The 20,450-nt window shown below is 68.8% G+C and carries 23 protein-coding genes and 1 pseudogene; 18 read left to right on the top strand and 6 right to left on the bottom strand.

Features of this window, described 5'->3' with window-relative positions:
- Positions 1-98 precede the first annotated feature (98 nt).
- From ACEL92_RS23045 to ACEL92_RS23020, 6 genes are read left to right on the top strand one after another with little or no spacing between them, the layout of a single operon-like run.
- A complete protein-coding gene (locus tag ACEL92_RS23045) occupies positions 99-854 on the top strand; it encodes a deoxyribonuclease IV (RefSeq protein ID WP_374022901.1) in 756 nt (251 codons plus the stop codon).
- 11 nt (positions 855-865) lie between these two features.
- Positions 866-1,696 (top strand): PHB depolymerase family esterase, encoded by an 831-nt coding sequence (locus ACEL92_RS23040; protein WP_374022900.1) that lies wholly within the window; start codon positions 866-868, stop codon positions 1,694-1,696.
- Positions 1,697-1,747: 51 nt separating this feature from the next.
- Positions 1,748-3,376, top strand: coding sequence for an acyl-CoA dehydrogenase family protein (locus tag ACEL92_RS23035; protein ID WP_374022899.1), 1,629 nt, complete (start codon positions 1,748-1,750; stop codon positions 3,374-3,376).
- A gap of 46 nt (positions 3,377-3,422) precedes the next feature.
- Entirely contained in the window at positions 3,423-4,361 is a 939-nt protein-coding gene (locus ACEL92_RS23030) for a crotonase/enoyl-CoA hydratase family protein (RefSeq protein ID WP_374022898.1), read from the top strand.
- Between the two features lie 2 nt (positions 4,362-4,363).
- Positions 4,364-5,083, top strand: a complete 720-nt coding sequence (locus ACEL92_RS23025; protein ID WP_374022897.1) for a PaaX family transcriptional regulator C-terminal domain-containing protein — start codon at positions 4,364-4,366, stop codon at positions 5,081-5,083.
- Positions 5,080-5,847: a crotonase/enoyl-CoA hydratase family protein gene (locus tag ACEL92_RS23020; protein WP_374022896.1), complete on the top strand. Its 768-nt coding sequence runs from the start codon at positions 5,080-5,082 to the stop codon at positions 5,845-5,847. The genes ACEL92_RS23025 and ACEL92_RS23020 overlap by 4 nt, the downstream gene beginning before the upstream one ends.
- An 8-nt stretch (positions 5,848-5,855) precedes the next feature.
- On the opposite strand, the gene ACEL92_RS23015 is transcribed toward ACEL92_RS23020, so the two are convergent.
- The 3 genes from ACEL92_RS23015 to ACEL92_RS23005 all read right to left on the bottom strand — a co-directional run bounded on the left by ACEL92_RS23015 (position 5,856) and on the right by ACEL92_RS23005 (position 7,706).
- Positions 5,856-6,626: a DUF732 domain-containing protein gene (locus tag ACEL92_RS23015; protein ID WP_374022895.1), complete on the bottom strand. Its 771-nt coding sequence runs from the start codon at positions 6,624-6,626 to the stop codon at positions 5,856-5,858.
- 178 nt (positions 6,627-6,804) lie between these two features.
- Positions 6,805-7,260, bottom strand: a complete 456-nt coding sequence (locus ACEL92_RS23010) for a DUF3060 domain-containing protein (protein WP_374026347.1) — start codon at positions 7,258-7,260, stop codon at positions 6,805-6,807.
- Positions 7,261-7,337: 77 nt separating this feature from the next.
- Positions 7,338-7,706 carry a DUF3060 domain-containing protein gene (locus ACEL92_RS23005; protein WP_374022894.1) on the bottom strand — a complete coding sequence of 123 codons (369 nt, stop codon included), beginning with the start codon at positions 7,704-7,706 and terminating at the stop codon, positions 7,338-7,340.
- Between the two features lie 137 nt (positions 7,707-7,843).
- On the opposite strand from ACEL92_RS23005, the gene ACEL92_RS23000 reads away from it, so the two are divergent.
- On the top strand, positions 7,844-8,494 hold the full coding sequence (locus ACEL92_RS23000) for a TetR/AcrR family transcriptional regulator (protein ID WP_374022893.1): 651 nt from the start codon (positions 7,844-7,846) through the stop codon (positions 8,492-8,494).
- A 61-nt stretch (positions 8,495-8,555) separates the two neighbouring features.
- On the opposite strand, the pseudogene ACEL92_RS22995 reads toward ACEL92_RS23000, so the two are convergent.
- Positions 8,556-8,647 (bottom strand): annotated as a pseudogene (locus ACEL92_RS22995) (hypothetical protein); the annotation flags it as partial.
- A 256-nt stretch (positions 8,648-8,903) separates the two neighbouring features.
- On the opposite strand from ACEL92_RS22995, the gene rpsL reads away from it, so the two are divergent.
- The 8 genes from rpsL to ACEL92_RS22955 all read left to right on the top strand — a co-directional run bounded on the left by rpsL (position 8,904) and on the right by ACEL92_RS22955 (position 17,172).
- On the top strand, positions 8,904-9,278 hold the full coding sequence (rpsL, locus tag ACEL92_RS22990; protein WP_007167812.1) for a 30S ribosomal protein S12: 375 nt from the start codon (positions 8,904-8,906) through the stop codon (positions 9,276-9,278).
- Positions 9,278-9,748, top strand: coding sequence for a 30S ribosomal protein S7 (gene rpsG / locus ACEL92_RS22985; protein ID WP_067274907.1), 471 nt, complete (start codon positions 9,278-9,280; stop codon positions 9,746-9,748). The genes rpsL and rpsG overlap by 1 nt, the downstream gene beginning before the upstream one ends.
- A 72-nt stretch (positions 9,749-9,820) precedes the next feature.
- Positions 9,821-11,926 carry an elongation factor G gene (gene fusA, locus ACEL92_RS22980; RefSeq protein ID WP_073880591.1) on the top strand — a complete coding sequence of 702 codons (2,106 nt, stop codon included), beginning with the start codon at positions 9,821-9,823 and terminating at the stop codon, positions 11,924-11,926.
- A gap of 169 nt (positions 11,927-12,095) precedes the next feature.
- Positions 12,096-13,286 (top strand): elongation factor Tu, encoded by a 1,191-nt coding sequence (gene tuf / locus ACEL92_RS22975; RefSeq protein WP_007167815.1) that lies wholly within the window; start codon positions 12,096-12,098, stop codon positions 13,284-13,286.
- A gap of 131 nt (positions 13,287-13,417) precedes the next feature.
- Complete coding sequence (locus tag ACEL92_RS22970) at positions 13,418-14,173, top strand: PE family protein (protein ID WP_374022892.1); 756 nt, start codon at positions 13,418-13,420, stop codon at positions 14,171-14,173.
- Between the two features lie 90 nt (positions 14,174-14,263).
- A complete protein-coding gene (locus ACEL92_RS22965; RefSeq protein WP_374022891.1) occupies positions 14,264-15,100 on the top strand; it encodes an SHOCT domain-containing protein in 837 nt (278 codons plus the stop codon).
- Between the two features lie 49 nt (positions 15,101-15,149).
- Positions 15,150-15,968 (top strand): mycofactocin-coupled SDR family oxidoreductase, encoded by an 819-nt coding sequence (locus tag ACEL92_RS22960; RefSeq protein WP_374022890.1) that lies wholly within the window; start codon positions 15,150-15,152, stop codon positions 15,966-15,968.
- Between the two features lie 25 nt (positions 15,969-15,993).
- Positions 15,994-17,172: an NAD(P)/FAD-dependent oxidoreductase gene (locus tag ACEL92_RS22955; RefSeq protein WP_374022889.1), complete on the top strand. Its 1,179-nt coding sequence runs from the start codon at positions 15,994-15,996 to the stop codon at positions 17,170-17,172.
- Between the two features lie 3 nt (positions 17,173-17,175).
- On the opposite strand, the gene ACEL92_RS22950 is transcribed toward ACEL92_RS22955, so the two are convergent.
- Positions 17,176-18,222, bottom strand: coding sequence for a DUF2332 domain-containing protein (locus ACEL92_RS22950; protein ID WP_374022888.1), 1,047 nt, complete (start codon positions 18,220-18,222; stop codon positions 17,176-17,178).
- Positions 18,219-18,815 carry a mycofactocin system transcriptional regulator gene (gene mftR / locus ACEL92_RS22945; protein ID WP_374022887.1) on the bottom strand — a complete coding sequence of 199 codons (597 nt, stop codon included), beginning with the start codon at positions 18,813-18,815 and terminating at the stop codon, positions 18,219-18,221. The genes ACEL92_RS22950 and mftR overlap by 4 nt, the downstream gene beginning before the upstream one ends.
- 91 nt (positions 18,816-18,906) lie before the next feature.
- On the opposite strand from mftR, the gene mftA reads away from it, so the two are divergent.
- From mftA to mftC, 3 genes are read left to right on the top strand one after another with little or no spacing between them, the layout of a single operon-like run.
- Positions 18,907-19,008, top strand: a complete 102-nt coding sequence (gene mftA, locus ACEL92_RS22940) for a mycofactocin precursor MftA (protein ID WP_374022886.1) — start codon at positions 18,907-18,909, stop codon at positions 19,006-19,008.
- Complete coding sequence (gene mftB / locus ACEL92_RS22935) at positions 18,993-19,286, top strand: mycofactocin biosynthesis chaperone MftB (protein ID WP_374022885.1); 294 nt, start codon at positions 18,993-18,995, stop codon at positions 19,284-19,286. The genes mftA and mftB overlap by 16 nt, the downstream gene beginning before the upstream one ends.
- Entirely contained in the window at positions 19,283-20,449 is a 1,167-nt protein-coding gene (mftC, locus tag ACEL92_RS22930) for a mycofactocin radical SAM maturase (RefSeq protein WP_374022884.1), read from the top strand. Before mftB ends, mftC begins: the two co-directional genes overlap by 4 nt.
- The last annotated feature ends 1 nt before the right edge of the window (position 20,450 follow it).

Raw genomic sequence — 20,450 nt, 5'->3', positions numbered from 1 at the left:
CTTTTTCGTTGCGCCCGGCGTCACGCCAGCGTGGCTCAGGCCGCCTCGTGTCACGCTGGCGTGACGCTCGCGTCGGAAGGCACCACTAGACTGGCCGCGTGCTCATCGGTTCACACGTCCACAACGACGACCCGCTGGCCGCGGCTCAGGCGGACGGGGCCGACGTGGTGCAGTTCTTCCTCGGCAATCCGCAGAGCTGGAAGAAGCCGAAGCCCCACGACGACGCCCCGACGCTCAAGGCGTCGGCCGTGCCGCTCTACGTTCACGCGCCGTACCTCATCAACGTGGCCTCGGCGAACAACCGCATCCGCATCCCGTCGCGCAAGATCCTGCAAGACACCTGCGACGCGGCCGCGGAGATCGGCGCGACTGCCGTGATCGTGCACGGCGGCCACGCCGACGATGACGACATGGACGCCGGGTTCCAGCGGTGGGTCAAGGCGCTGGACTACCTGGAAACCGATGTGCCCGTGTACCTGGAGAACACCGCGGGCGGCGACCACGCGATGGCCCGCCACTTCGACACCATCGGCAGACTCTGGGATCATATCGGCGACAAGGGAATCGGCTTCTGCCTGGACACCTGTCACGCGTGGGCCGCGGGTGAGGCGCTGGTCGACGCGGTCGACAGGATCAGGGCGCTGACCGGACGCATCGACCTGGTGCACTGCAACGACTCGAGGGACGCGGCCGGCTCGGGTGCCGACCGGCACGCCAACTTCGGCACCGGCCAGATCGACCCCGAGTTGCTCGTCGCGGTGGTGACGGCGGCCGATGCGCCCGTCATCTGCGAGACCGCCGACGAGGGACGCAAGGACGACATCGCGTTCCTGCGGGAAAAGACCGGCGGCTGAGACCTCCGCGCGTGCTCGGTCGGCTCGCAACGCTTCTCGGGATCGTCCTCCTGGTCGTCAGCTGTTCGCCGACGCCGCCCTCGGGCTTCGTCACCGGGACCAGCCTGCACCACCTCGAGGTGGGCGGACACGACCGCAGCTATCGGCTCTACGAGCCGGCGGGCAAACCGGCTTCGCCGCCGCTGGTCGTCGTGTTGCACGGCTACTCCGGGAGCGCTCGGCAGGTCGAAAGGGATTATGGCTGGGACGAATTGGCCGATTCGGCCAAGTTCGTCGTCGCCTACCCGGACGGGCTGGACCGGGCCTGGAACGTCGACGGGGAAACCTGCTGCGGCCGGCCGGGGCGGGAGGGCGTCGACGACGTCACGTTCGTCAGCGCGGTCGTCGCCGACGTCGCCAAGCACCTCGGCACCGACGCCGCCCGCACCTACGTCTCCGGGATGAGCAACGGCGCCATCATGTCCTACACGCTGGCCTGCGCCACCGACATCTTCGCCGCGATCGGCCCGGTCGCCGGCACGCAGCTGAACCGATGTCCCAACCCGCGTCCGGCGTCGATCATGCACCTCCACGGCACGGCGGACCGGCTGGTGCCCTACGGCGGCGGGCAGGGTTTCAGCGTCATCAACGGCCCGGCGGTGCCCGAGGTGAATGCGTTCTGGCGCAACGTCGATCGGTGCGCGAACCCGACCACCACCAGCAACGGCCCGATCACCACGTCGACGGCGGCATGCGCCGGCAACCGTGGCGTAACGCTCATCACGATCGAGGCGGGCGGGCACGAGTGGCCGCCGTTCGCCGCCCGCACCCTGTGGGAGTTCTTCGCTGCGCACCCGCGGTGACGGCGCATTACACCTCTTGTGCGGCTGTCGAAAAAATGTAACATGAGGGGCATGTCGGATACGCATGTCGTCACCAACCAGGTTCCTCCGCTGGAGAACTACAACCCCGCGACGTCCTCGGTGCTCGTGGAGGCCCTGATCCGCGAGGGTGGGGAATGGGGCTTGGAAGAGGTGACCGAGGTGGGCGCGATCGCCGGGGGCTCGCAAGCGCAGCGCTGGGGTGAGCTCGCCGACCGCAACCGGCCCGTCCTGCACACCCACGACCGCTACGGCCACCGGGTCGACGAGGTCGAGTACGACCCGGCCTACCACGAGCTGATGCGCACCGCGATCGCGCACGGCATCCACGCGGCGCCGTGGGCCGACGGGCGCCCGGGCGCGCACGTGGTGCGGGCGGCCAAGATGTCGGTCTGGAACGTCGAGCCCGGCCACACCTGCCCGATCTCGATGACGTATGCGGTCGTCCCCGCGCTGCGTTACAACCCCGAGTTGGCGGAGGTTTACGAGCCGCTGCTCACCAGCCGTGAATATGATCCCGAGCTCAAGCTGGCCACCACCAAACGCGGCATCACCGCCGGCATGTCGATGACCGAGAAGCAGGGCGGCTCCGATGTGCGCGCCGGGACCACGCAGGCGACCCCGAACGGCGACGGCAGCTACAGCCTGACCGGTCACAAGTGGTTCACCTCGGCGCCGATGTGCGACATCTTCCTGGTGCTGGCGCAGGCCCCGGGCGGGCTGTCGTGCTTCCTGCTGCCGCGGGTGCTGCCCGACGGCAGCCGCAACCGAATGTTGTTGCAGCGCCTCAAGGACAAGCTGGGCAACCACGCCAACGCGTCCAGTGAGGTCGAATACGACGGCGCCACCGCGTGGCTGGTGGGCGAGGAGGGTCGCGGCGTGCCGACCATCATCGAGATGGTCAACCTGACCCGGCTGGACTGCACGCTGGGCAGTGCCACCAGCATGCGCACCGGCCTGACCCGTGCGATCCACCACACCCAGCATCGAAAGGCGTTCGGCGCCTACCTGATCGACCAGCCGCTGATGCGCAACGTGCTGGCGGACCTGGCCGTGGAGGCCGAGGCGGCGACGATCGTCGCGATGCGGATGGCCGGTGCCACCGACAAGGCGTTGCGCGGCGACGATCGGGAGGCGCTGCTGCGCCGCATCGGTCTGGCCGCCAGCAAGTACTGGGTGTGCAAGCGCGCCACCCCGCACGCCGCCGAGGCGCTGGAATGCCTGGGCGGCAACGGCTACGTCGAGGACTCGGGCATGCCGCGACTGTTCCGGGAGGCGCCGCTGATGGGCATCTGGGAGGGCTCGGGCAACGTCAGCGCGCTGGATACGTTGCGCGCCATGGCAACGCGTCCGGAATGCGTCGAGGTGCTGTTCGCCGAACTGTCCGAGAGCGCCGCGGCCGACCCGCGACTGGGTGCCCACGTCGACCGGCTGCGGGCAGACCTGGCCGAGCTGGACACCATCACCCACCGGGCCCGCAAGGTTGCCGAGGACATCTGCCTGGCGCTGCAGGGCTCCCTGCTGGTGCGCCACGGCCACCCCGCGGTCGCCGAGGCCTTCCTGACCACCCGGCTCGACCGCCAGTGGGGCGGGGCATACGGCACCATGCCGACCGGGCTGGACCTGGCTCCCATTCTCGAGCGTGCTCTAGTAAAGGGATGACCCGCGCCGGCGACCAAGCAGAGCGGAGCGATGAGGAGTGGCGCCATTGACTCACGCGATTAGGCCGGTCGACTTCGACAACCTGAAGACCATGACCTATGAGGTCACCGATCGGGTTGCCCGAATCACCTTCAACCGGCCGGAGAAGGGCAACGCGATCGTCGCGGACACCCCGCTGGAGCTCTCGGCGCTGGTGGAGCGCGCCGACCTGGATCCCGATGTGCACGTGATCCTGGTGTCGGGCCGCGGTGAGGGCTTCTGCGCCGGTTTCGACCTGAGTGCCTACGCCGACCGCACCGGCTCGGCGGGCGGGACCGGCGCATACGCGGGCACCGTGCTCAGCGGAAAAACCCAGGCGGTCAACCACTTACCGGATCGGCCGTGGGACCCGATGATCGACTACCAGATGATGAGCCGGTTCGTGCGCGGGTTCTCCAGCCTGATGCACGCCGACAAGCCGACGGTGGTCAAGATCCACGGCTACTGCGTGGCCGGGGGCACCGACATCGCGCTGCACGCCGACCAGGTGATCGCCGCCGCCGACGCCAAGATCGGCTACCCGCCGACGCGGGTGTGGGGCGTCCCCGCGGCGGGCCTGTGGGCGCACCGGCTGGGCGACCAGCGCGCCAAGCGCCTGCTGTTCACCGGCGACTGCATCACCGGCGCCCAAGCCGCCGAATGGGGCCTGGCGGTCGAGGCGCCGCAACCCGAAGATCTCGACGAGCGCACCGAGCGGCTGGTGCAGCGGATCGCCGCGGTGCCGGTCAACCAGCTGATCATGGTCAAGCTCGCGCTGAATTCGGCCCTGCTGCAACAGGGTGTGGCGACCAGCAGGATGGTCAGCACCGTGTTCGACGGTGTCGCCCGGCACACCCCGGAAGGCCACGCCTTCGTTGCCGACGCCACCGAGCACGGGTTCCGGGAAGCGGTGCGCCATCGCGACGAGCCCTTCGGTGACTACGGCCGCCGCGCGTCACAGGTGTAGCCATGGCCACCATGACGGCCCGGTCGGTGGTGCTCAGTGTGCTGCTGGGGGCCCACCCGGCGCACGCGCGGGCCAGCGAACTGGTCAGGCTGACTTCGGATTTCGGCATCAAAGAGACGACCCTGCGGGTGGCGCTGACCCGCATGGTCAGTGCCGGTGACCTGATCCGCTCCGCCGACGGCTATCGGCTCTCCGATCGCCTGCTGGCCCGGCAGCGCCGCCAGGACGACGCCATCGACCCGCGGGTCCGCCCGTGGGGCGGGGAGTGGGTCACGCTGATCGTGACCAGCGTGGGCGGCGACGCGCGCACCCGGGCCGCGCTGCGGAACACCATGCACGGCAAGCGCTTCGGCGAACTGCGCGAGGGCGTGTGGATGCGCCCCGACAACCTGGAGACCGACCTCGATCCCGAGATCGACGCCCGGGTGCGGGTTTTGCGGGCGCGCGTCGACGACGCCGCCGAGCTCGCCGCCCAGCTGTGGGACCTGCCCGCGTGGGCCCGGGCCGGTAACCGCCTGCTCGACGAGATGGCCGCCGCGCCGGACATTCCCGCCCGGTTCGTGGTGGCCGCCGCGACGGTGCGCCACCTGCTCACCGACCCGGTGTTGCCCGACGAACTGCTGCCCGCCGACTGGCCGGGCGCGCGGTTGCGCGCGGCCTACCACGACTTCGCCACCGAGTTGCTGCGGCGGCGGGAACCACTATTCGCGGAGGCAGAATGAGCGACCCAGTGCGCGTCGAACGCAACGGCCCGGTGACCACGGTGATCCTGAACCGGCCGGCCGCGCGCAACGCGGTCAACGGCCCCACGGCCGCCGCGTTGTACGCGGCCTTCGACGAATTCGACCGCGACGACACCGCCTCGGTTGCCGTGCTGTGGGGGGACGGTGGAACCTTCTGCGCCGGCGCCGATTTGAAGGCCTTCGGCACACCCGACGCCAACGCCGTGCACCGGACGGGCCCGGGCCCGATGGGGCCGACGCGAATGGTGCTGTCCAAGCCGGTGATCGCCGCCGTCAGCGGCTTCGCCGTCGCCGGTGGTCTGGAATTGGCCGTCTGGTGCGACCTCCGGGTGGCCGAGGAGGACGCCGTGTTCGGGGTGTACTGCCGCCGCTGGGGCGTGCCGCTGATCGACGGCGGCACGGTGCGGCTGCCGCGGCTGATCGGACACAGCCGCGCGATGGACATGATCCTCACCGGCCGCGGGGTCAAGGCCGACGAAGCGTTCGCGATGGGTCTGGCCAACCGCGTCGTGCCGAAAGGTCAGGCGCGGCACGCGGCGGAGGAACTGGCGGCGCAACTGGCCGCGCTGCCGCAACAGTGCCTGCGGTCCGACCGGCTCTCGGCGCTGCATCAATGGGGGACAACGGAATCCGAGGCAATCGACTTCGAATTCGCCAGCATCTCCCGCGTCGCCGCCGAGGCGAACGAGGGGGCGGGGCGGTTCGCCGCGGGCGCGGGCCGGCACGGCGCTCCCGCGAGTTAGCCGACGCGTTACGGTGCGAGCCGCACCCTGCCGGGCGGCCCTGGCGGCGGTTCCGGGTCGGCGCCGCCACCGCCGGGAGGGCCCCCGGGAGCAGGCGCGGCGGGCGGCCCCTCTTGCGTCCCCGGTAGCGGCCCCTGCTGCTGCGGCGGCGGCGGTTTCTGCGGGGGAGACGGCGTCACGATCGGCTTTGGCGGCGTCAAGTTCTGGGCGGTGGGCGGCGGTGGCGGTGGCAGTTGCGGTGGCTCCGGCTGGGCGGTTTCCCCCAAGGGCAACGCGCCGCAGCCCGCCGGGCAGGCGGCGCCCCTCGGTGCTTGCGAGGCGACACCGATCGCGTGCACCACGCTGACCCGCTGCGCCGGCCCGCCCGAGCCGGGCAGGATATTCGCGACGCCTTGCAACGAAGCGATCTTCGGCTCATTGTTCGGGCAGTAGGCCTCGACCGCGGCGGAGATGAACCGGGCAATCGTGCGGTGGACGCGGTCGGCCGGGTATTGGCCGTCCGGCGAGTTGGCTTTGAACGCCCTTTCCCTCATGTCGTTGACCACGCCGTCCACCGGCATCCCGCCGTCCAGCTGGCGACAGACTCGATGCGCCGTGGCGATGAGGCTGGGCACGTTGTCGAGGGCGGGGATGCCCTTCTGGTCGAGCAGCGCCACGAACTGGTCGTCGGGGTTGGGGTCGGCCGCCGCGACGCCGTGGGGGAGCAACATGACGCCGGTCAGTACCACGACGACGGCCGCGACCAGTGCGCCGGCGCGAATGGTGGTACTGGTGAACATGCTTGATTCCGTTCTGCCCCGCATCATCATATGCCCGCACCCCGCTCAGGGCACCTCGGCAGGCGGGGTGCAGCGGGAACGCGGCACGTGCCTCGGCCCCGAAGCCGTCAGGCAAGCAACTGGTTGTGGCGCAACGAGATACGCTCACAGCCGATTGGTGCCGGCGAAGAATCGGCGGTCAGCCGCCCTTGGTGATCGTGTTGCCCGAGCCGAGGTTGTCCACCTTGGGCTCGCCGTCCTTGTAGGTGATGGTGTTGTTGAACCCGATCACCCTGATCCGGGTGTCGACCTTGTCCATGGTGATCTTGTTGTTCGCGCCGCCGACGGTCACCGTCGCGCACGAGCCGGTGATGGTGAGGGTGTTGTCCGAACCGCCCACGTTCAGCGACTTGCCGCTGGCGCAGTCAAGCGTCGCGGTGGTGCCCATCGACCCGTAGTTGAGCGTGTTGCCGATCTCGACCGACGCGGTGGTGCTGGCCCCGCCCGACTGGGTCGTGGTCGCCGCGCCGGCGCTTGTCGTCGTCGTCGGGCTGCTCTTGGTCGTCGTTCCGGAACCCGCAGGCGGGTTGGCCGTCGAACTGCAGCCGGCCACCAACACGGCCGCGACGGCCGGGGCCACGGTGAGCGCGATCAGCCCCGAGGGGCGGTCAAAAATGCGGGCGGACAATGTTCCTCGATTCCCCTCGGTCGGATGGTGATGTGGTGTCGGGCCTAGCCGGGCACCTGCTGGAGCCGGTTGGTCATGCCCAGTTCGCGGCCGCGGTCCCAAAGGACCGGCGCGCCGTTGTGGAAGAACACCGTCTGGTCGTAGCCGTAGACGGTGATGTCGTGCGAGACGGAGTCGGCGACGACCGTGTTGGACGAGCCCATCACCGTCACCGCGTAACAGTTGCCCAGCGCCGTGACATTGTTGAACGAGCCGTTGACGAACAACGTGGCGTCGTTGCAGTCCAGCGTCTGCTGGAGGCCCTGCCCCACGACATGGGTGTCGCCGTTCTTGGCATACGCGGCGGGGGCGGGGCTTGCGGCGACGGTGATGACACAGGTAGCCAACGACCCCGCGACGGTTGTCCAGTGCACTGCGGGCCCCCTTGATGACGGGTGATCGGCTGGACTGAGATTACGTCGATCCGGCCATGGCTGACATGGTTTCGCGACCGGCGTCAACTAGAGTCATTAGTTAAGCATCCCGAACATTCCGAGCGAAGGGCCCCGCCATGGCAGCTCCGCCCGAAACGCCGACGGCGGCCGGGCGCCCGCGCGCGGGGAGGACCGGCTCTCGACCGGCCAAGCTGAGCCGCGAGGGCATCATCGACGGCGCGCTGACCTTCCTGGACCGGGAAGGGTGGGACGCGCTGACCATCAACGCGCTGGCGACGCAGCTGGGCACCAAGGGCCCGTCGCTCTACAACCACGTGGACAGCCTGGAGGACCTGCGCCGCGCCGTGCGGATCCGGGTCATCGACGACATCATCACGATGCTGAACAGGGTCGGCGAGGGCCGCGCCCGCGACGACGCGGTGCTGGTGATGGCGGGCGCGTACCGCAGCTACGCGCATCACCACCCCGGCCGGTACTCGGCATTCACCCGGATGCCGTTGGGCGGCGAAGACCCGGAGTACGCCTCGGCGACCAGGGGCGCGGCCGCGCCGGTGATAGCGGTGCTGTCCTCCTACGGTCTCGACGGCGACGAGGCTTTCTACGCGGCCCTGGAGTTCTGGTCGGCGCTGCACGGCTTCGTGCTGTTGGAGATGACCGGTGTCATGGACGACATCGACACCGACGCGCTGTTTTCGGACATGGTGCTGCGCCTGGCGGCGGGGATGGAGCGGCGCGTCACCCACGGCGGCGCCGTGGGCTCGGTTTGATGGCGGCGACCCGCTTCGCCCGGCCGTGCCGGGCCCGCGATCACCGCTGGGCTTGATGGCGGCGACCCGCTTCGCCCGGCCGTGCCGGGCTCGCGATCACCGCTGGGCTTGATGGCGGCGACCCGCTTCGCCCGGCCGTGCCGGGCTCGCGATCACCGCTGGGCCGCCGCTTTGACCTGCGAGACCGGCGGCGGGTATTGTGGAGGCTCGTGCCTGGCGGCTTACGGCGCCTAACCGTAAGGAAGTGGATGCCGGGCAAATTCGCATGTCCACGATGCATCGGATCCTTCTCCGGTGCGCAACGCGTGCGACACACCCGGCCGCGGGGTAGTGCGACCGGACATAACTGCAGTACGAAGACTTGAGAACCGCCGACAAACACCCAACACGAGCACAGAAAGCCTCCTAGATGCCAACCATTCAGCAGCTGGTCCGCAAGGGTCGCCGCGACAAGATCGCCAAGGTCAAGACCGCGGCCCTGAAGGGCAGCCCGCAGCGCCGTGGCGTATGCACTCGCGTGTACACCACCACCCCGAAGAAGCCGAACTCGGCGCTTCGGAAGGTCGCTCGCGTGAAGCTGACGAGCCAGGTCGAGGTCACCGCCTACATCCCGGGCGAGGGCCACAACCTGCAGGAGCACTCGATGGTGCTGGTGCGCGGTGGCCGAGTCAAGGACCTGCCCGGCGTGCGCTACAAGATCATCCGCGGTTCGCTCGACACCCAGGGGGTGAAGAACCGCAAGCAGGCTCGCAGCCGTTACGGTGCCAAGAAGGAGAAGAGCTAATGCCGCGCAAGGGGCCCGCGCCCAAGCGTCCGCTGGTCAACGACCCGGTGTACGGATCGCAGCTGGTCACCCAGCTGGTGAACAAAGTTCTGCTGCAGGGGAAGAAATCGCTGGCCGAGCGCATTGTTTATGGTGCGCTCGAGAACGCCCGGGAAAAGACAGGTACGGACCCGGTGATCACGCTCAAGCGCGCTCTCGACAACGTCAAGCCCGCGCTGGAAGTGCGCAGTCGCCGCGTCGGCGGTGCGACCTACCAGGTGCCGGTCGAGGTCCGTCCGGACCGGTCCACCACGCTGGCGCTGCGCTGGCTTGTCAGCTTCTCGCGGCAGCGCCGGGAGAAGACGATGGTCGAGCGGCTGGCGAACGAGATCCTGGACGCCAGCAACGGCCTGGGGGCCTCCGTCAAGCGGCGTGAGGACACCCACAAGATGGCCGAGGCAAACCGCGCCTTCGCGCACTATCGCTGGTGAGACGGCCGGCGACGGTGCCGGGCGTGAACTGACAGCGAACTACCAAGCAATCGAAAGAGTGGGAAGACTTCTGTGGCACAGAAGGACGTGCTGACCGACCTGACCAAGGTCCGCAACATCGGCATCATGGCGCACATCGACGCCGGCAAGACGACGACGACCGAGCGCATCCTCTACTACACCGGTATCAGCTACAAGATCGGTGAGGTGCACGACGGCGCCGCCACCATGGACTGGATGGAGCAGGAGCAGGAGCGGGGCATCACCATCACCTCCGCGGCTACCACCTGCTTCTGGAACGACAACCAGATCAACATCATCGACACCCCGGGCCACGTCGACTTCACCGTCGAGGTGGAGCGCAGCCTGCGCGTGCTCGACGGTGCCGTCGCCGTCTTCGACGGCAAGGAGGGTGTCGAGCCGCAGTCCGAGCAGGTGTGGCGGCAGGCCGACAAGTACGACGTCCCGCGGATCTGCTTCGTCAATAAGATGGACAAGATCGGCGCCGACTTCTACTTCTCCGTGCGCACCATGGAGGAGCGGCTGGGCGCCAACGTCATCCCGATCCAGCTGCCCGTCGGCTCCGAGGGTGACTTCGAGGGCGTCGTCGACCTGGTCGAGATGAAGGCCAAGGTGTGGAGCGCCGAGGCGAAGCTGGGCGAGAAGTACGACGTCGTCGACATCCCCGCCGACCTGCAGGAAAAGGCCGACGAGTACCGCACCAAGCTGCTCGAGGCCGTCGCGGAGACGGACGAGGCGCTACTGGACAAGTACCTGGGCGGCGAGGAGCTCACCGTCGAGGAGATCAAGGGCGCGATCCGCAAGCTGACGATCAGCTCGGAGGCGTACCCGGTGCTGTGCGGCAGCGCGTTCAAGAACAAGGGTGTCCAGCCGATGCTGGACGCGGTCATCGACTACCTGCCCTCGCCGCTGGACGTGCCGCCGGCCGTCGGCCACGCGCCGGGCAAGGAAGACGTCGAGGTCATCCGCAAGCCGTCGACCGACGAGCCGTTCGCCGCGCTGGCGTTCAAGGTGGCCACCCACCCGTTCTTCGGCAAGCTGACCTACGTCCGGGTCTACTCGGGCAAGGTCGACTCCGGCAGCCAGGTCATCAACGCCACCAAGGGCAAGAAGGAGCGGCTGGGCAAGCTGTTCCAGATGCACTCCAACAAGGAGAACCCGGTGGAGACCGCGTCGGCGGGTCACATCTACGCGGTGATCGGCCTGAAGGACACCACCACGGGCGACACCCTGTGTGACCCGAACGACCAGGTCGTGCTCGAGTCCATGACCTTCCCGGACCCGGTCATCGAGGTGGCCATCGAGCCCAAGACGAAGAGCGACCAGGAGAAACTGTCGCTGTCGATCCAGAAGCTCGCCGAGGAAGACCCGACGTTCAAGGTGCACCTGGATCAGGAGACCGGCCAGACCGTCATCGGCGGGATGGGCGAGCTGCACCTGGACATCCTGGTCGACCGCATGCGCCGCGAGTTCAAGGTCGAGGCCAACGTCGGTAAGCCGCAGGTGGCCTACAAGGAGACCATCAAGCGCGCCGCGAACAACGTCGAGTTCACCCACAAGAAGCAGACGGGTGGCTCGGGCCAGTTCGCGAAGGTGATCATCAACCTCGAGCCGTTCACCGGCGAGGACGGTGCGACCTATGAGTTCGAGAACAAGGTCACCGGTGGCCGCATCCCCCGGGAGTACATCCCGTCGGTGGACGCCGGGGCGCAGGACGCCATGCAATACGGCGTGCTGGCCGGCTATCCGCTGGTGAACCTCAAGGTCACCCTGCTCGACGGTGCCTTCCACGAGGTCGACTCCTCCGAGATGGCGTTCAAGATCGCCGGTTCGCAGGTCCTGAAAAAGGCTGCGCAGCAAGCGCAACCGGTGATCCTGGAACCGATCATGGCCGTCGAGGTCACCACGCCCGAGGACTACATGGGCGACGTGATCGGCGACCTGAACTCCCGCCGTGGCCAGATCCAGGCCATGGAGGAGCGGAGCGGTGCACGCGTCGTTAGGGCGCACGTGCCGCTGTCGGAGATGTTCGGCTACGTCGGCGACCTGAGGTCCAAGACCCAAGGCCGGGCGAACTACTCCATGGTGTTCGACTCGTACGCCGAAGTGCCGGCCAACGTGTCGAAGGAGATCATCGCGAAGGCGACGGGTCAGTGAGTGTCAACTCGCTGACCCCGAGCCGAGCCATAGGATCGGCGAAGGCGACGGGTCAGTAAAAATCCCCTCGGAGTAATCTTGCCGGGTCATTGCAAAGCCTTGGGCGCGGCACAACTGAAAACACCAACACTGCTTTAACGAGCACCAACAAGTCCAGGAGGACAACGAAGTGGCGAAGGCGAAGTTCGAGCGGACGAAGCCGCACGTCAACATTGGGACCATCGGTCACGTTGACCACGGCAAGACGACGCTGACCGCGGCTATCACCAAGGTTCTGCACGACAAGTACCCCGACCTGAACGAGTCCCGCGCGTTCGACCAGATCGACAACGCGCCCGAGGAGCGTCAGCGCGGTATCACCATCAACATCTCCCACGTGGAGTACCAGACCGACAAGCGGCACTACGCCCACGTCGACGCCCCCGGTCACGCCGACTACATCAAGAACATGATCACCGGCGCCGCCCAGATGGACGGCGCGATCCTGGTGGTCGCCGCCACCGACGGCCCGATGCCGCAGACCCGCGAGCACGTGCTGCTGGCGCGTCAGGTCGGTGTGCCCTACATCCTGGTCGCGCTGAACAAGGCGGACATGGTCGACGACGAGGAGCTCCTCGAGCTCGTCGAGATGGAGGTCCGCGAGCTGCTGGCCGCCCAGGAGTTCGACGAGGACGCCCCGGTCGTGCGGGTCTCGGCGCTCAAGGCGCTCGAGGGCGACGCCAAGTGGGTCGAGTCCGTCGAGCAGCTGATGGAGGCCGTGGACGAGTCCATCCCGGACCCGGTCCGCGAGACCGACAAGCCGTTCCTGATGCCGGTGGAGGACGTCTTCACGATCACCGGTCGTGGCACGGTGGTCACCGGTCGTGTCGAGCGCGGCGTGATCAACGTGAACGAGGAAGTCGAGATCGTCGGGATCCGCCCCGCCAGCACCAAGACCACGGTCACCGGTGTGGAGATGTTCCGCAAGCTGCTGGACCAGGGCCAGGCTGGTGACAACGTCGGTCTGCTGCTCCGCGGTATCAAGCGCGAGGACGTCGAGCGCGGTCAGGTCGTCACGAAGCCCGGCACCACCACGCCGCACACCGAGTTCGAGGGCCAGGTCTACATCCTGTCCAAGGACGAGGGCGGTCGGCACACGCCGTTCTTCAACAACTACCGTCCGCAGTTCTACTTCCGCACCACGGACGTGACCGGTGTGGTGACGCTGCCGGAGGGCACCGAGATGGTGATGCCCGGTGACAACACCAACATCTCGGTCAAGCTGATCCAGCCCGTCGCCATGGACGAGGGTCTGCGGTTCGCCATCCGCGAGGGTGGCCGCACCGTCGGCGCCGGCCGGGTCGTCAAGATCATCAAGTAGTCCAGTTCGCCATAAAGCCCGGATTGCCGCCTTCGGCAATCCGGGCTTTATGCGTTTTACCGGGCCCGACGCGGGCGGCTCCGCTACGATTCCCTGACAAGGGAGTCGGGGGAAGATGACCGGGAGGTTGGATGTCCTTCGTATTCACGACGCCTGAGTACGTCGCCGCCGCCGCGTCGGACCTCGCCAGGATCGGCTGGACGATCACGTCCGCCAACTCGATGGCGCTGGGTCCGACGTCGAACGTGCTGGCGCCGGGCGCCGACGAGGTGTCGGCCAGCATCGCCACGCTGTTCGGCGCGCATTCGCAGGTGTACCAAGCGCTCAGCGCGCAAGCGGCGGCGTTCCACCAACAGTTCGTGCAGCTGATGAACGGTGGCGCGGCGCAGTATCTCGCCGCCGAGGCGGCCAACACCTCGCCGCTGCAGAGCGCGGCGGCCCCCGCCTCGATGGCGGCGCAGCTGCCCGCGGTGGCGGCCGCGGGTGGATCGGCGCCGGGCGTCCCGGCGGGGCCCGTGGCGTCGGCGATCGCGCCCGCTTCGGCGCTCGCGGGCGCGCAGGCGCAGGTCGGCCAGACCGCGGCCGCGGCCACCGCGGGGCCGGCGGCGGTGGCCCCGGCCACCACATCGGCGACGCCGGTGCAGATGGTGACGCCCGCCTACACCCCGGCCGCCGCCACCCAGACCGCTCCGACGGCACCGGCACCGATGAACCCGCTCGCGACCGCGCCGGCGCAGGTCGAGGCTCCGCAGGCCGCGGCGGCCCCGGCCATGCCGGTGTCGACCGGCACGCCGGTGAAGATGGTATCGGCCCATTCGACCGCCGCGGCGCCGGCCGCCGGGTCTTCCGAGCGCCCGGCGCCGGCCGTCATACCCAAGTTCGACTGACCCCGGTTCGGTTTGCGCGTATGGCGCGCGCCGCGACACCGCGGAAGCTAACCTGACACGAAAATCCCCAGCAAGGGTAAGGAGACTTTCGTGTTGGCGCGCTATCTCAAGGCACAGTTGGTGGTTTTGCTGTGTGGCGGCCTCGTCGGGCCGATCTTCCTGGTCGTCTACTTCACCCTCGGGTTCGGCAGCCTGCTGCAGTGGATGTTCTACGTCGGCCTGCTCATCACGGTCGCCGACGTGCTGATCGCGCTTGCGCTGGCCAACTACGGCGCGAAGTCGTCGGCGAAGAACGCGGAGCTCGAGCAGAGTGGCGTGCTGGCGCTGGCCCAGATCACCGGCGTCACCGAGACGGGCACCTGGATCAACAACCAGCAGGTGGTGAAGGTGCACCTGCACATCGCGGGGCCCGGCATCCTGCCGTTCGACAGCGAAGACCGGGTGATCGCCAGCGTGACCCGGCTCGGCAACCTGTCCGCCCGAAAGCTGGTGGTGCTGGTCAACCCCACCACCAACGAGTACCGGATCGACTGGGAGCGAAGCGCTTTGGTCAACGGCCTGGTGCCCGCGCAGTTCACCGTGGCCGAAGACAACAAGACCTACGACCTGAGCGGCCAGGCCGGCCCGCTGATGGAGATCCTCCAGATCCTCAAGGCCAACAACGTTCCGCTCAACCGGATGGTCGACATTCGGTCGAACCCGGCGCTGCGCCAACAGGTCCAGGCGGTGGTGCGCCGGGCGGCCCAACAACAGGCGCCGGCCGCCCAGCCCCAGCCGGCCACCGCCGGAGGGCCGGCACCGGTGGCGACGCCCCCGCAACCGTCGATCGCCCAGCGGCTCCAGGAACTCGAGACCCTGCGCGCCAGCGGCGCGCTGACCGACCAGGAATACAACAGCCGGCGGGCCCAGATCATCGCCGAAATCTGACCGGCGGGCGACTTAGAACAGGTTTCAGTTTCGCTGCTAGCCTTGCCTCGTGGCTGACTCATTGCAAGGCCGGGTGGCGTTCATCACCGGCGCCGCCCGCGCCCAGGGCCGCTCGCACGCGGTGCGGCTCGCCCGCGAAGGCGCCGACATCATTGCGCTCGACATCTGCGCGCCCGTGTCGGAGAGCATCACCTATACGCCCGCCACGCCGGCAGACCTCAACGAGACCGTCCGGCTGGTGGAGGCCGAGGGCCGCAAGGTCTTGGCCCGCGAGGCCGACATCCGGGACGACGCCGCGCTGCGCCAACTGGTGGCCGACGGCGTCGAGCAATTCGGCCGGCTCGACATCGTGGTGGCCAACGCCGGGGTGTTGAGCTGGGGCCGGCTCTGGGAGCTCACCGACGAGCAGTGGGACACCGTGATCGGCGTCAACCTGACCGGCACCTGGCGCACGCTGCGGGCCACCGTGCCCGCGATGATCGAGGCGGGCAACGGGGGCTCGATCGTCGTGGTCAGCTCGTCGGCGGGGCTGAAAGCCACCCCGGGCAACGGCCACTACTCGGCCAGCAAGCACGGGCTCACCGCGCTGACCAATACGCTGGCCCTCGAACTCGGCGAATACAACATCCGGGTCAACTCCATCCATCCGTACTCCATCGACACGCCGATGATCGAGCCGGAGGCCATGATGGAGATATTTGCCCGGCACCCCAGCTTCGTGCACAGCTTCCCCCCGATGCCGTTGCAGCCCAACGGGTTCATGGCGCCCGACGAGGTGGCCGACGTCGTCGCGTGGCTCGCTGGTGACGGGTCGGCCACGGTGACGGGCACGCAGGTCCCCGTCGACAAGGGCGCATTGAAGTACTGATCGGCGATCGTGGTATGAACTCCACGTGACCGCTAGCAACGGAATAGTGATCGTGGGCGGCGGTCTGGCCGCCGCCCGGACCGCCGAGCAACTTCGCCGAGCGGAGTACACCGGCCGCGTCACGATCGTCAGCGACGAAGTGCATTTGCCCTACGATCGCCCCCCACTGTCAAAAGAGGTGCTGCGCAAGGAGGTCGACGACGTCGCCCTCAAGCCCCGGGAGTGGTACGACGAGAACGACATCACGCTGCGGCTGGGCGCTGCGGCCACCGCCCTGGACACCGCGGCGCAGACGGTGACGCTGGCCGACGGGTCCGTGATCGGTTACGACGAACTCGTCATCGCTACCGGCTTGGTGCCGCGGCGCATCCCGACGCTGCCGGACCTCGAGGGCATCCGCGTCCTGCGCAACCTCGACGAGAGCCTGGCGCTGCGTGAGCACGCATCCTCCGCGCAGCGAGCCGTCGTCATCGGAGCCGGGTTCATCGGCTGCGAGGTGGCGGCCAGCCTGCGCAACCTCGGCGTGGATGTCGTGTTGGTCGAGCCGCAGCCGACGCCGTTGGCGTCGGTGCTCGGCGAGCGGATCGGCGAGCTGGTCGCGCGCCTGCACCGCGAGGAGGGGGTCGACGTCCGCCTCGGCGTCGGGGTGGCGGAGGTGCGCGGCGACGGGCGGGTGGACACCGTGGTGCTGACGGATGGCGCCGAGCTGGCGGCCGACCTGGTGGTCATCGGCATCGGGTCGCACCCCGCGACCGGTTGGCTCGAGGGCAGCGGCGTCGCGGTCGACAACGGTGTCCTCTGTGACGAGGCCGGGCGGACCAGCGCGCCCAACGTGTGGGCGCTCGGCGATGTCGCCTCCTGGCGCGACGCCACGGGACACCAAGCGCGCGTGGAACATTGGAGCAACGTTGCCGACCAGACGCGCGTCGTAGTGCCCGCGATGCTGGGACAGGACGTGTCGTCGTCAGCCGTCGTCGTCCCCTACTTCTGGAGCGACCAGTACGACGTCAAAATCCAGTGCCTGGGCGAACCCGAATCCACCGACACCGTCCACCTCGTCGAGGACGACGGGCGCAAGTTCCTGGCCTACTACGAGCGCGACGGGGTGCTCGTGGGCGTGGTCGGCGGCGGGATGCCCGGCAAGGTCATGAAGGTGCGCGCGAAGATCGCCACCGGCGCGCCCATCTCGGAGGTGCTGGGCTGACCCCTAGCGCCAGTGCACCGGCGGGCCGTGCGGGTGGCATTCGCCGAGGATTTCGAGGTCGCCGCCCGGCCAGCGACGCGCCCGGACCAGGAACCGGATCGGCGCCTCGGGCGCGTCACGCGCCGGCTCCAGCGTGAGGTGGACGAGCGGCGAGCGTTCGTCGGCGTGCTCGCTCAGCGCGCGGATCCTGGTGCGGACCGTGTCCCGCTCCTCGCGGGTCAGGTACTGCCACGTGATCGAGTGCCACAGCACCGTCAGTGTCCCCTCGGTCAGCGTCAGCCCCGCCACGGCGTCGGCCGCCGATTGGCGGTGCAGCCGCGCCGGCACCCGCCGGGCGACCTCGACCGCGCCGCGTAGGCGTTCGAGCCGGGCCGTCTGGTCCGGCCAGACGTAGCTCAACACCGTGAGCTCCCCGTCGGTCGCGGTGACGTCGATGGGCGCGATGTCGAAGCCGTGCCGCTCGACGATCCGCAACCCGCCGTCGGGCGGCAGCGCGCCGCGCCACGCGTCCTCGATGGTCACGGGCGAGTCACCCGGCCCCCACTGGCCGTCGTCGAACCGGTAGCGGTAATGGTCGGCGCGCAGGTTCAGCCCCGCGCTGGAGCCGATCTCGAAAAGCCTTATCGGCAAACCTGATTCACTGTTGGCGCGCAGCAAGCCACCGATCAGCGCGGCGGATCGGCCGACCTCGTTGGTCTGCGGCGGTTGGCGCAGGGCGGCGCGCAGCGCGTCGGCGTGCTCGGCCGCCACGCCCTCGATTTCCGGCCAGGCCGCCTCGGCGTCCCAGCTGCCCGCGGTGCTGGGGTACCACCGGCGCAGTCGCGGCGCCCGTCCGTCGAGCACCAATCGGTGCAACCCGCCGAGCAGACGCAGCGGCACCGCCAAGGGCGCTGGGTCCTCCTCGTGCCCGGACAGGATCGTTGCGAAGACGCCTCCGTGCTCGACGTCGACGGCCACCAACTCCAAAAGCTCGCCGTACATCGGGGACCCGGAGCGCGCGCAGAACCGCCCCTGCGCGCGCAGCGTGTGCAGCAGGTGATCGGCGGTCACCGATCCAGCCCGTCCAGCCCGGCGCCCACGACATCGAACGCGTGGCCCAGCGCGGTCGGCAGCGGGACGGACCCGTCACCGAGCCAGTGCTCGTAGGCGGCCAGCGCCACCCCGAGCATCGTCCAGGCCGCGGTCTGGGGTACCAGGTCCGTCGTCTTGAGCTCCGACCGGCGCGCCACGAACCCGGCGATCACCTCGCGCCAGCCCGCGTACATCGTCATCGAGTACGCCTGGAGCTCGGCGGTTTGCAGGATCACCCGCATACGCTGGCGGTGCCGCGCCGTCTCGGATTCGTCAAAGGTGTTGAACGCCAACAAGGCATCGCGCAGCGCCTGACCCAGCGGCACGCGCGGATCGACGTTGTCGAGCAGGTCGCGCAGGCGCGCGAGGTGGGTGTCGAAGTCACCCCACGGGATGGCGTTTTTGGATGCGTAGTAGCGGAACAGCGTTCGCCGGGAGATGCCGGCGGCCTGGGCGACGTCGTCGACGCTGACGTCGGCGAAGCCGCGGGCGCTGAACAGCTCGATGGCGACGTCGGTGATGTGGTGCGGCGTGGTCGAGCGGCGACGGCCCACCCGCGGCTGCGGCACCATGAGACCCGCCCTTCCATTTCGGCACTCGATGCCATATTCTGACGAAGCTTGTGACTCGATCCCTATCGTTGTCAAGAACCGACGAAAGGCAATGACCGTGGACCACGAAACCGAAACCGAAACCGAGACCCAGCTCGTCACCGAGACCCTGGTCGAAGAGGTGTCCATCGACGGCATGTGCGGGGTCTACTGACCTCCGTGTTCGACCCCGACCGCGGCTGGCGGTTGCACCCGCAGGTGGCGGTTCGACCCGAACCGTTCGGGGCGCTGCTCTACCACTTCGGCACCCGCAAGCTGTCCTTTCTGAAGAACCGCACCATCCTCACGGTGGTGCGGTCGCTGGCCGATCATGCCGACGTTCACTCGGCCTGCCGCGCGGCAGGCGTGGACGACGCCGGGGAGGCGCCCTACCTGCACGCCCTGCGCGTGTTGGCCGATTCGAAGATGTTGGTACCCCAGGAGACCCCATGACAGCCACCGTGCCGCGGCTCATCGAGCAGTTCGAGAGCGGCCTGGACGCACCCATCTGCCTGACGTGGGAGCTGACGTATGCGTGCAACCTGGCCTGCGTGCACTGCCTTTCGTCCTCGGGTAAACGCGATCCGCGAGAGCTCTCCACCCGTCAGTGCATGGACATCATCGACGAGCTGGAACGCATGCAGGTGTTCTACGTCAACATCGGCGGCGGGGAGCCCACCGTCCGCCCGGACTTCTGGGAGCTGGTCGACTACGCGACCGCGCACCACGTCGGGGTGAAGTTCTCCACCAACGGCGTCCGCATCACCGAAGAGGTCGCCGCCCGGCTGGCCGCCAGCGACTACGTCGACGTCCAGATCTCACTCGACGGCGCCACCGCGGAAGTCAACGACGCGGTCCGCGGTCCGGGATCGTTCGCCATGGCCGTGCGCGCGCTGGAGAACCTCGCCGCCGCCGGTTTCTCCGACGCGAAGATCTCCGTCGTGGTGACCCGCAACAACGTCGACCAGCTCGACGAATTCGCCTCGCTCGCAAGCCGTTACGGCGCCACCCTGCGGATCACCCGGCTGCGGCCCTCGGGTCGGGGCGCCGACGTCTGGGACGATCTGCACCCCACCGCGGCCCAGCAGGTCCAGCTGTACGAGTGGCTGGTGGCCAAGGGTGAGCGGGTGCTCACCGGCGACTCCTTCTTCCACTTGGCGCCGCTGGGCTCCTCCGGGGCGCTAGCCGGCCTGAACATGTGCGGCGCCGGGCGGGTGGTGTGCCTGATCGACCCGGTGGGCGACGTTTACGCCTGCCCCTTCGCCATCCACGACCGCTTCCTGGCCGGGAACGTGTTGACGGACAACGGCTTCGACAACGTCTGGAAGAACGCCCCGCTGTTCCGCGAGCTGCGCGAGCCGCAGTCCGCCGGCGCCTGCGGCAGCTGTGGGCACTACGACGCCTGCCGGGGCGGCTGCATGGCGGCCAAGTTCTTCACCGGCCTGCCGATGGACGGGCCGGACCCCGAGTGCGTCCAGGGCCACAGCGCGGCGGCGCTGGCCCAGCGGCGGCGGACACCGCGCCCCCGGGCGGACCACTCCCGCAGGTCCGGCGGCCCCGTACCCTTGACGCTGTCTCGACCACCCGCGCGGCTGTGCAACGAGAGCCCCGTGTAGA

This window comes from Mycobacterium hainanense (genome assembly GCF_041890355.1).
GTDB lineage: Bacteria > Actinomycetota > Actinomycetes > Mycobacteriales > Mycobacteriaceae > Mycobacterium > Mycobacterium hainanense.
This window is presented reverse-complemented; position numbering and strand designations above follow the sequence as displayed.

Coding starts and splice junctions, on each gene's coding strand:
- ACEL92_RS23025 (WP_374022897.1), top strand. CDS start 4,364: ATGGCCACCATGACGGCCCGGTCGGTGGTGCTCAGTGTGCTGCTGGGG.
- mftC (WP_374022884.1), top strand. CDS start 19,283: ATGACAGCCACCGTGCCGCGGCTCATCGAGCAGTTCGAGAGCGGCCTG.
- ACEL92_RS22970 (WP_374022892.1), top strand. CDS start 13,418: ATGTCCTTCGTATTCACGACGCCTGAGTACGTCGCCGCCGCCGCGTCG.
- ACEL92_RS23000 (WP_374022893.1), top strand. CDS start 7,844: ATGGCAGCTCCGCCCGAAACGCCGACGGCGGCCGGGCGCCCGCGCGCG.
- ACEL92_RS23015 (WP_374022895.1), bottom strand. CDS start 6,626: ATGTTCACCAGTACCACCATTCGCGCCGGCGCACTGGTCGCGGCCGTC.
- rpsL (WP_007167812.1), top strand. CDS start 8,904: ATGCCAACCATTCAGCAGCTGGTCCGCAAGGGTCGCCGCGACAAGATC.
- mftA (WP_374022886.1), top strand. CDS start 18,907: ATGACCGTGGACCACGAAACCGAAACCGAAACCGAGACCCAGCTCGTC.
- rpsG (WP_067274907.1), top strand. CDS start 9,278: ATGCCGCGCAAGGGGCCCGCGCCCAAGCGTCCGCTGGTCAACGACCCG.
- mftR (WP_374022887.1), bottom strand. CDS start 18,815: ATGGTGCCGCAGCCGCGGGTGGGCCGTCGCCGCTCGACCACGCCGCAC.
- ACEL92_RS23035 (WP_374022899.1), top strand. CDS start 1,748: ATGTCGGATACGCATGTCGTCACCAACCAGGTTCCTCCGCTGGAGAAC.
- ACEL92_RS23020 (WP_374022896.1), top strand. CDS start 5,080: ATGAGCGACCCAGTGCGCGTCGAACGCAACGGCCCGGTGACCACGGTG.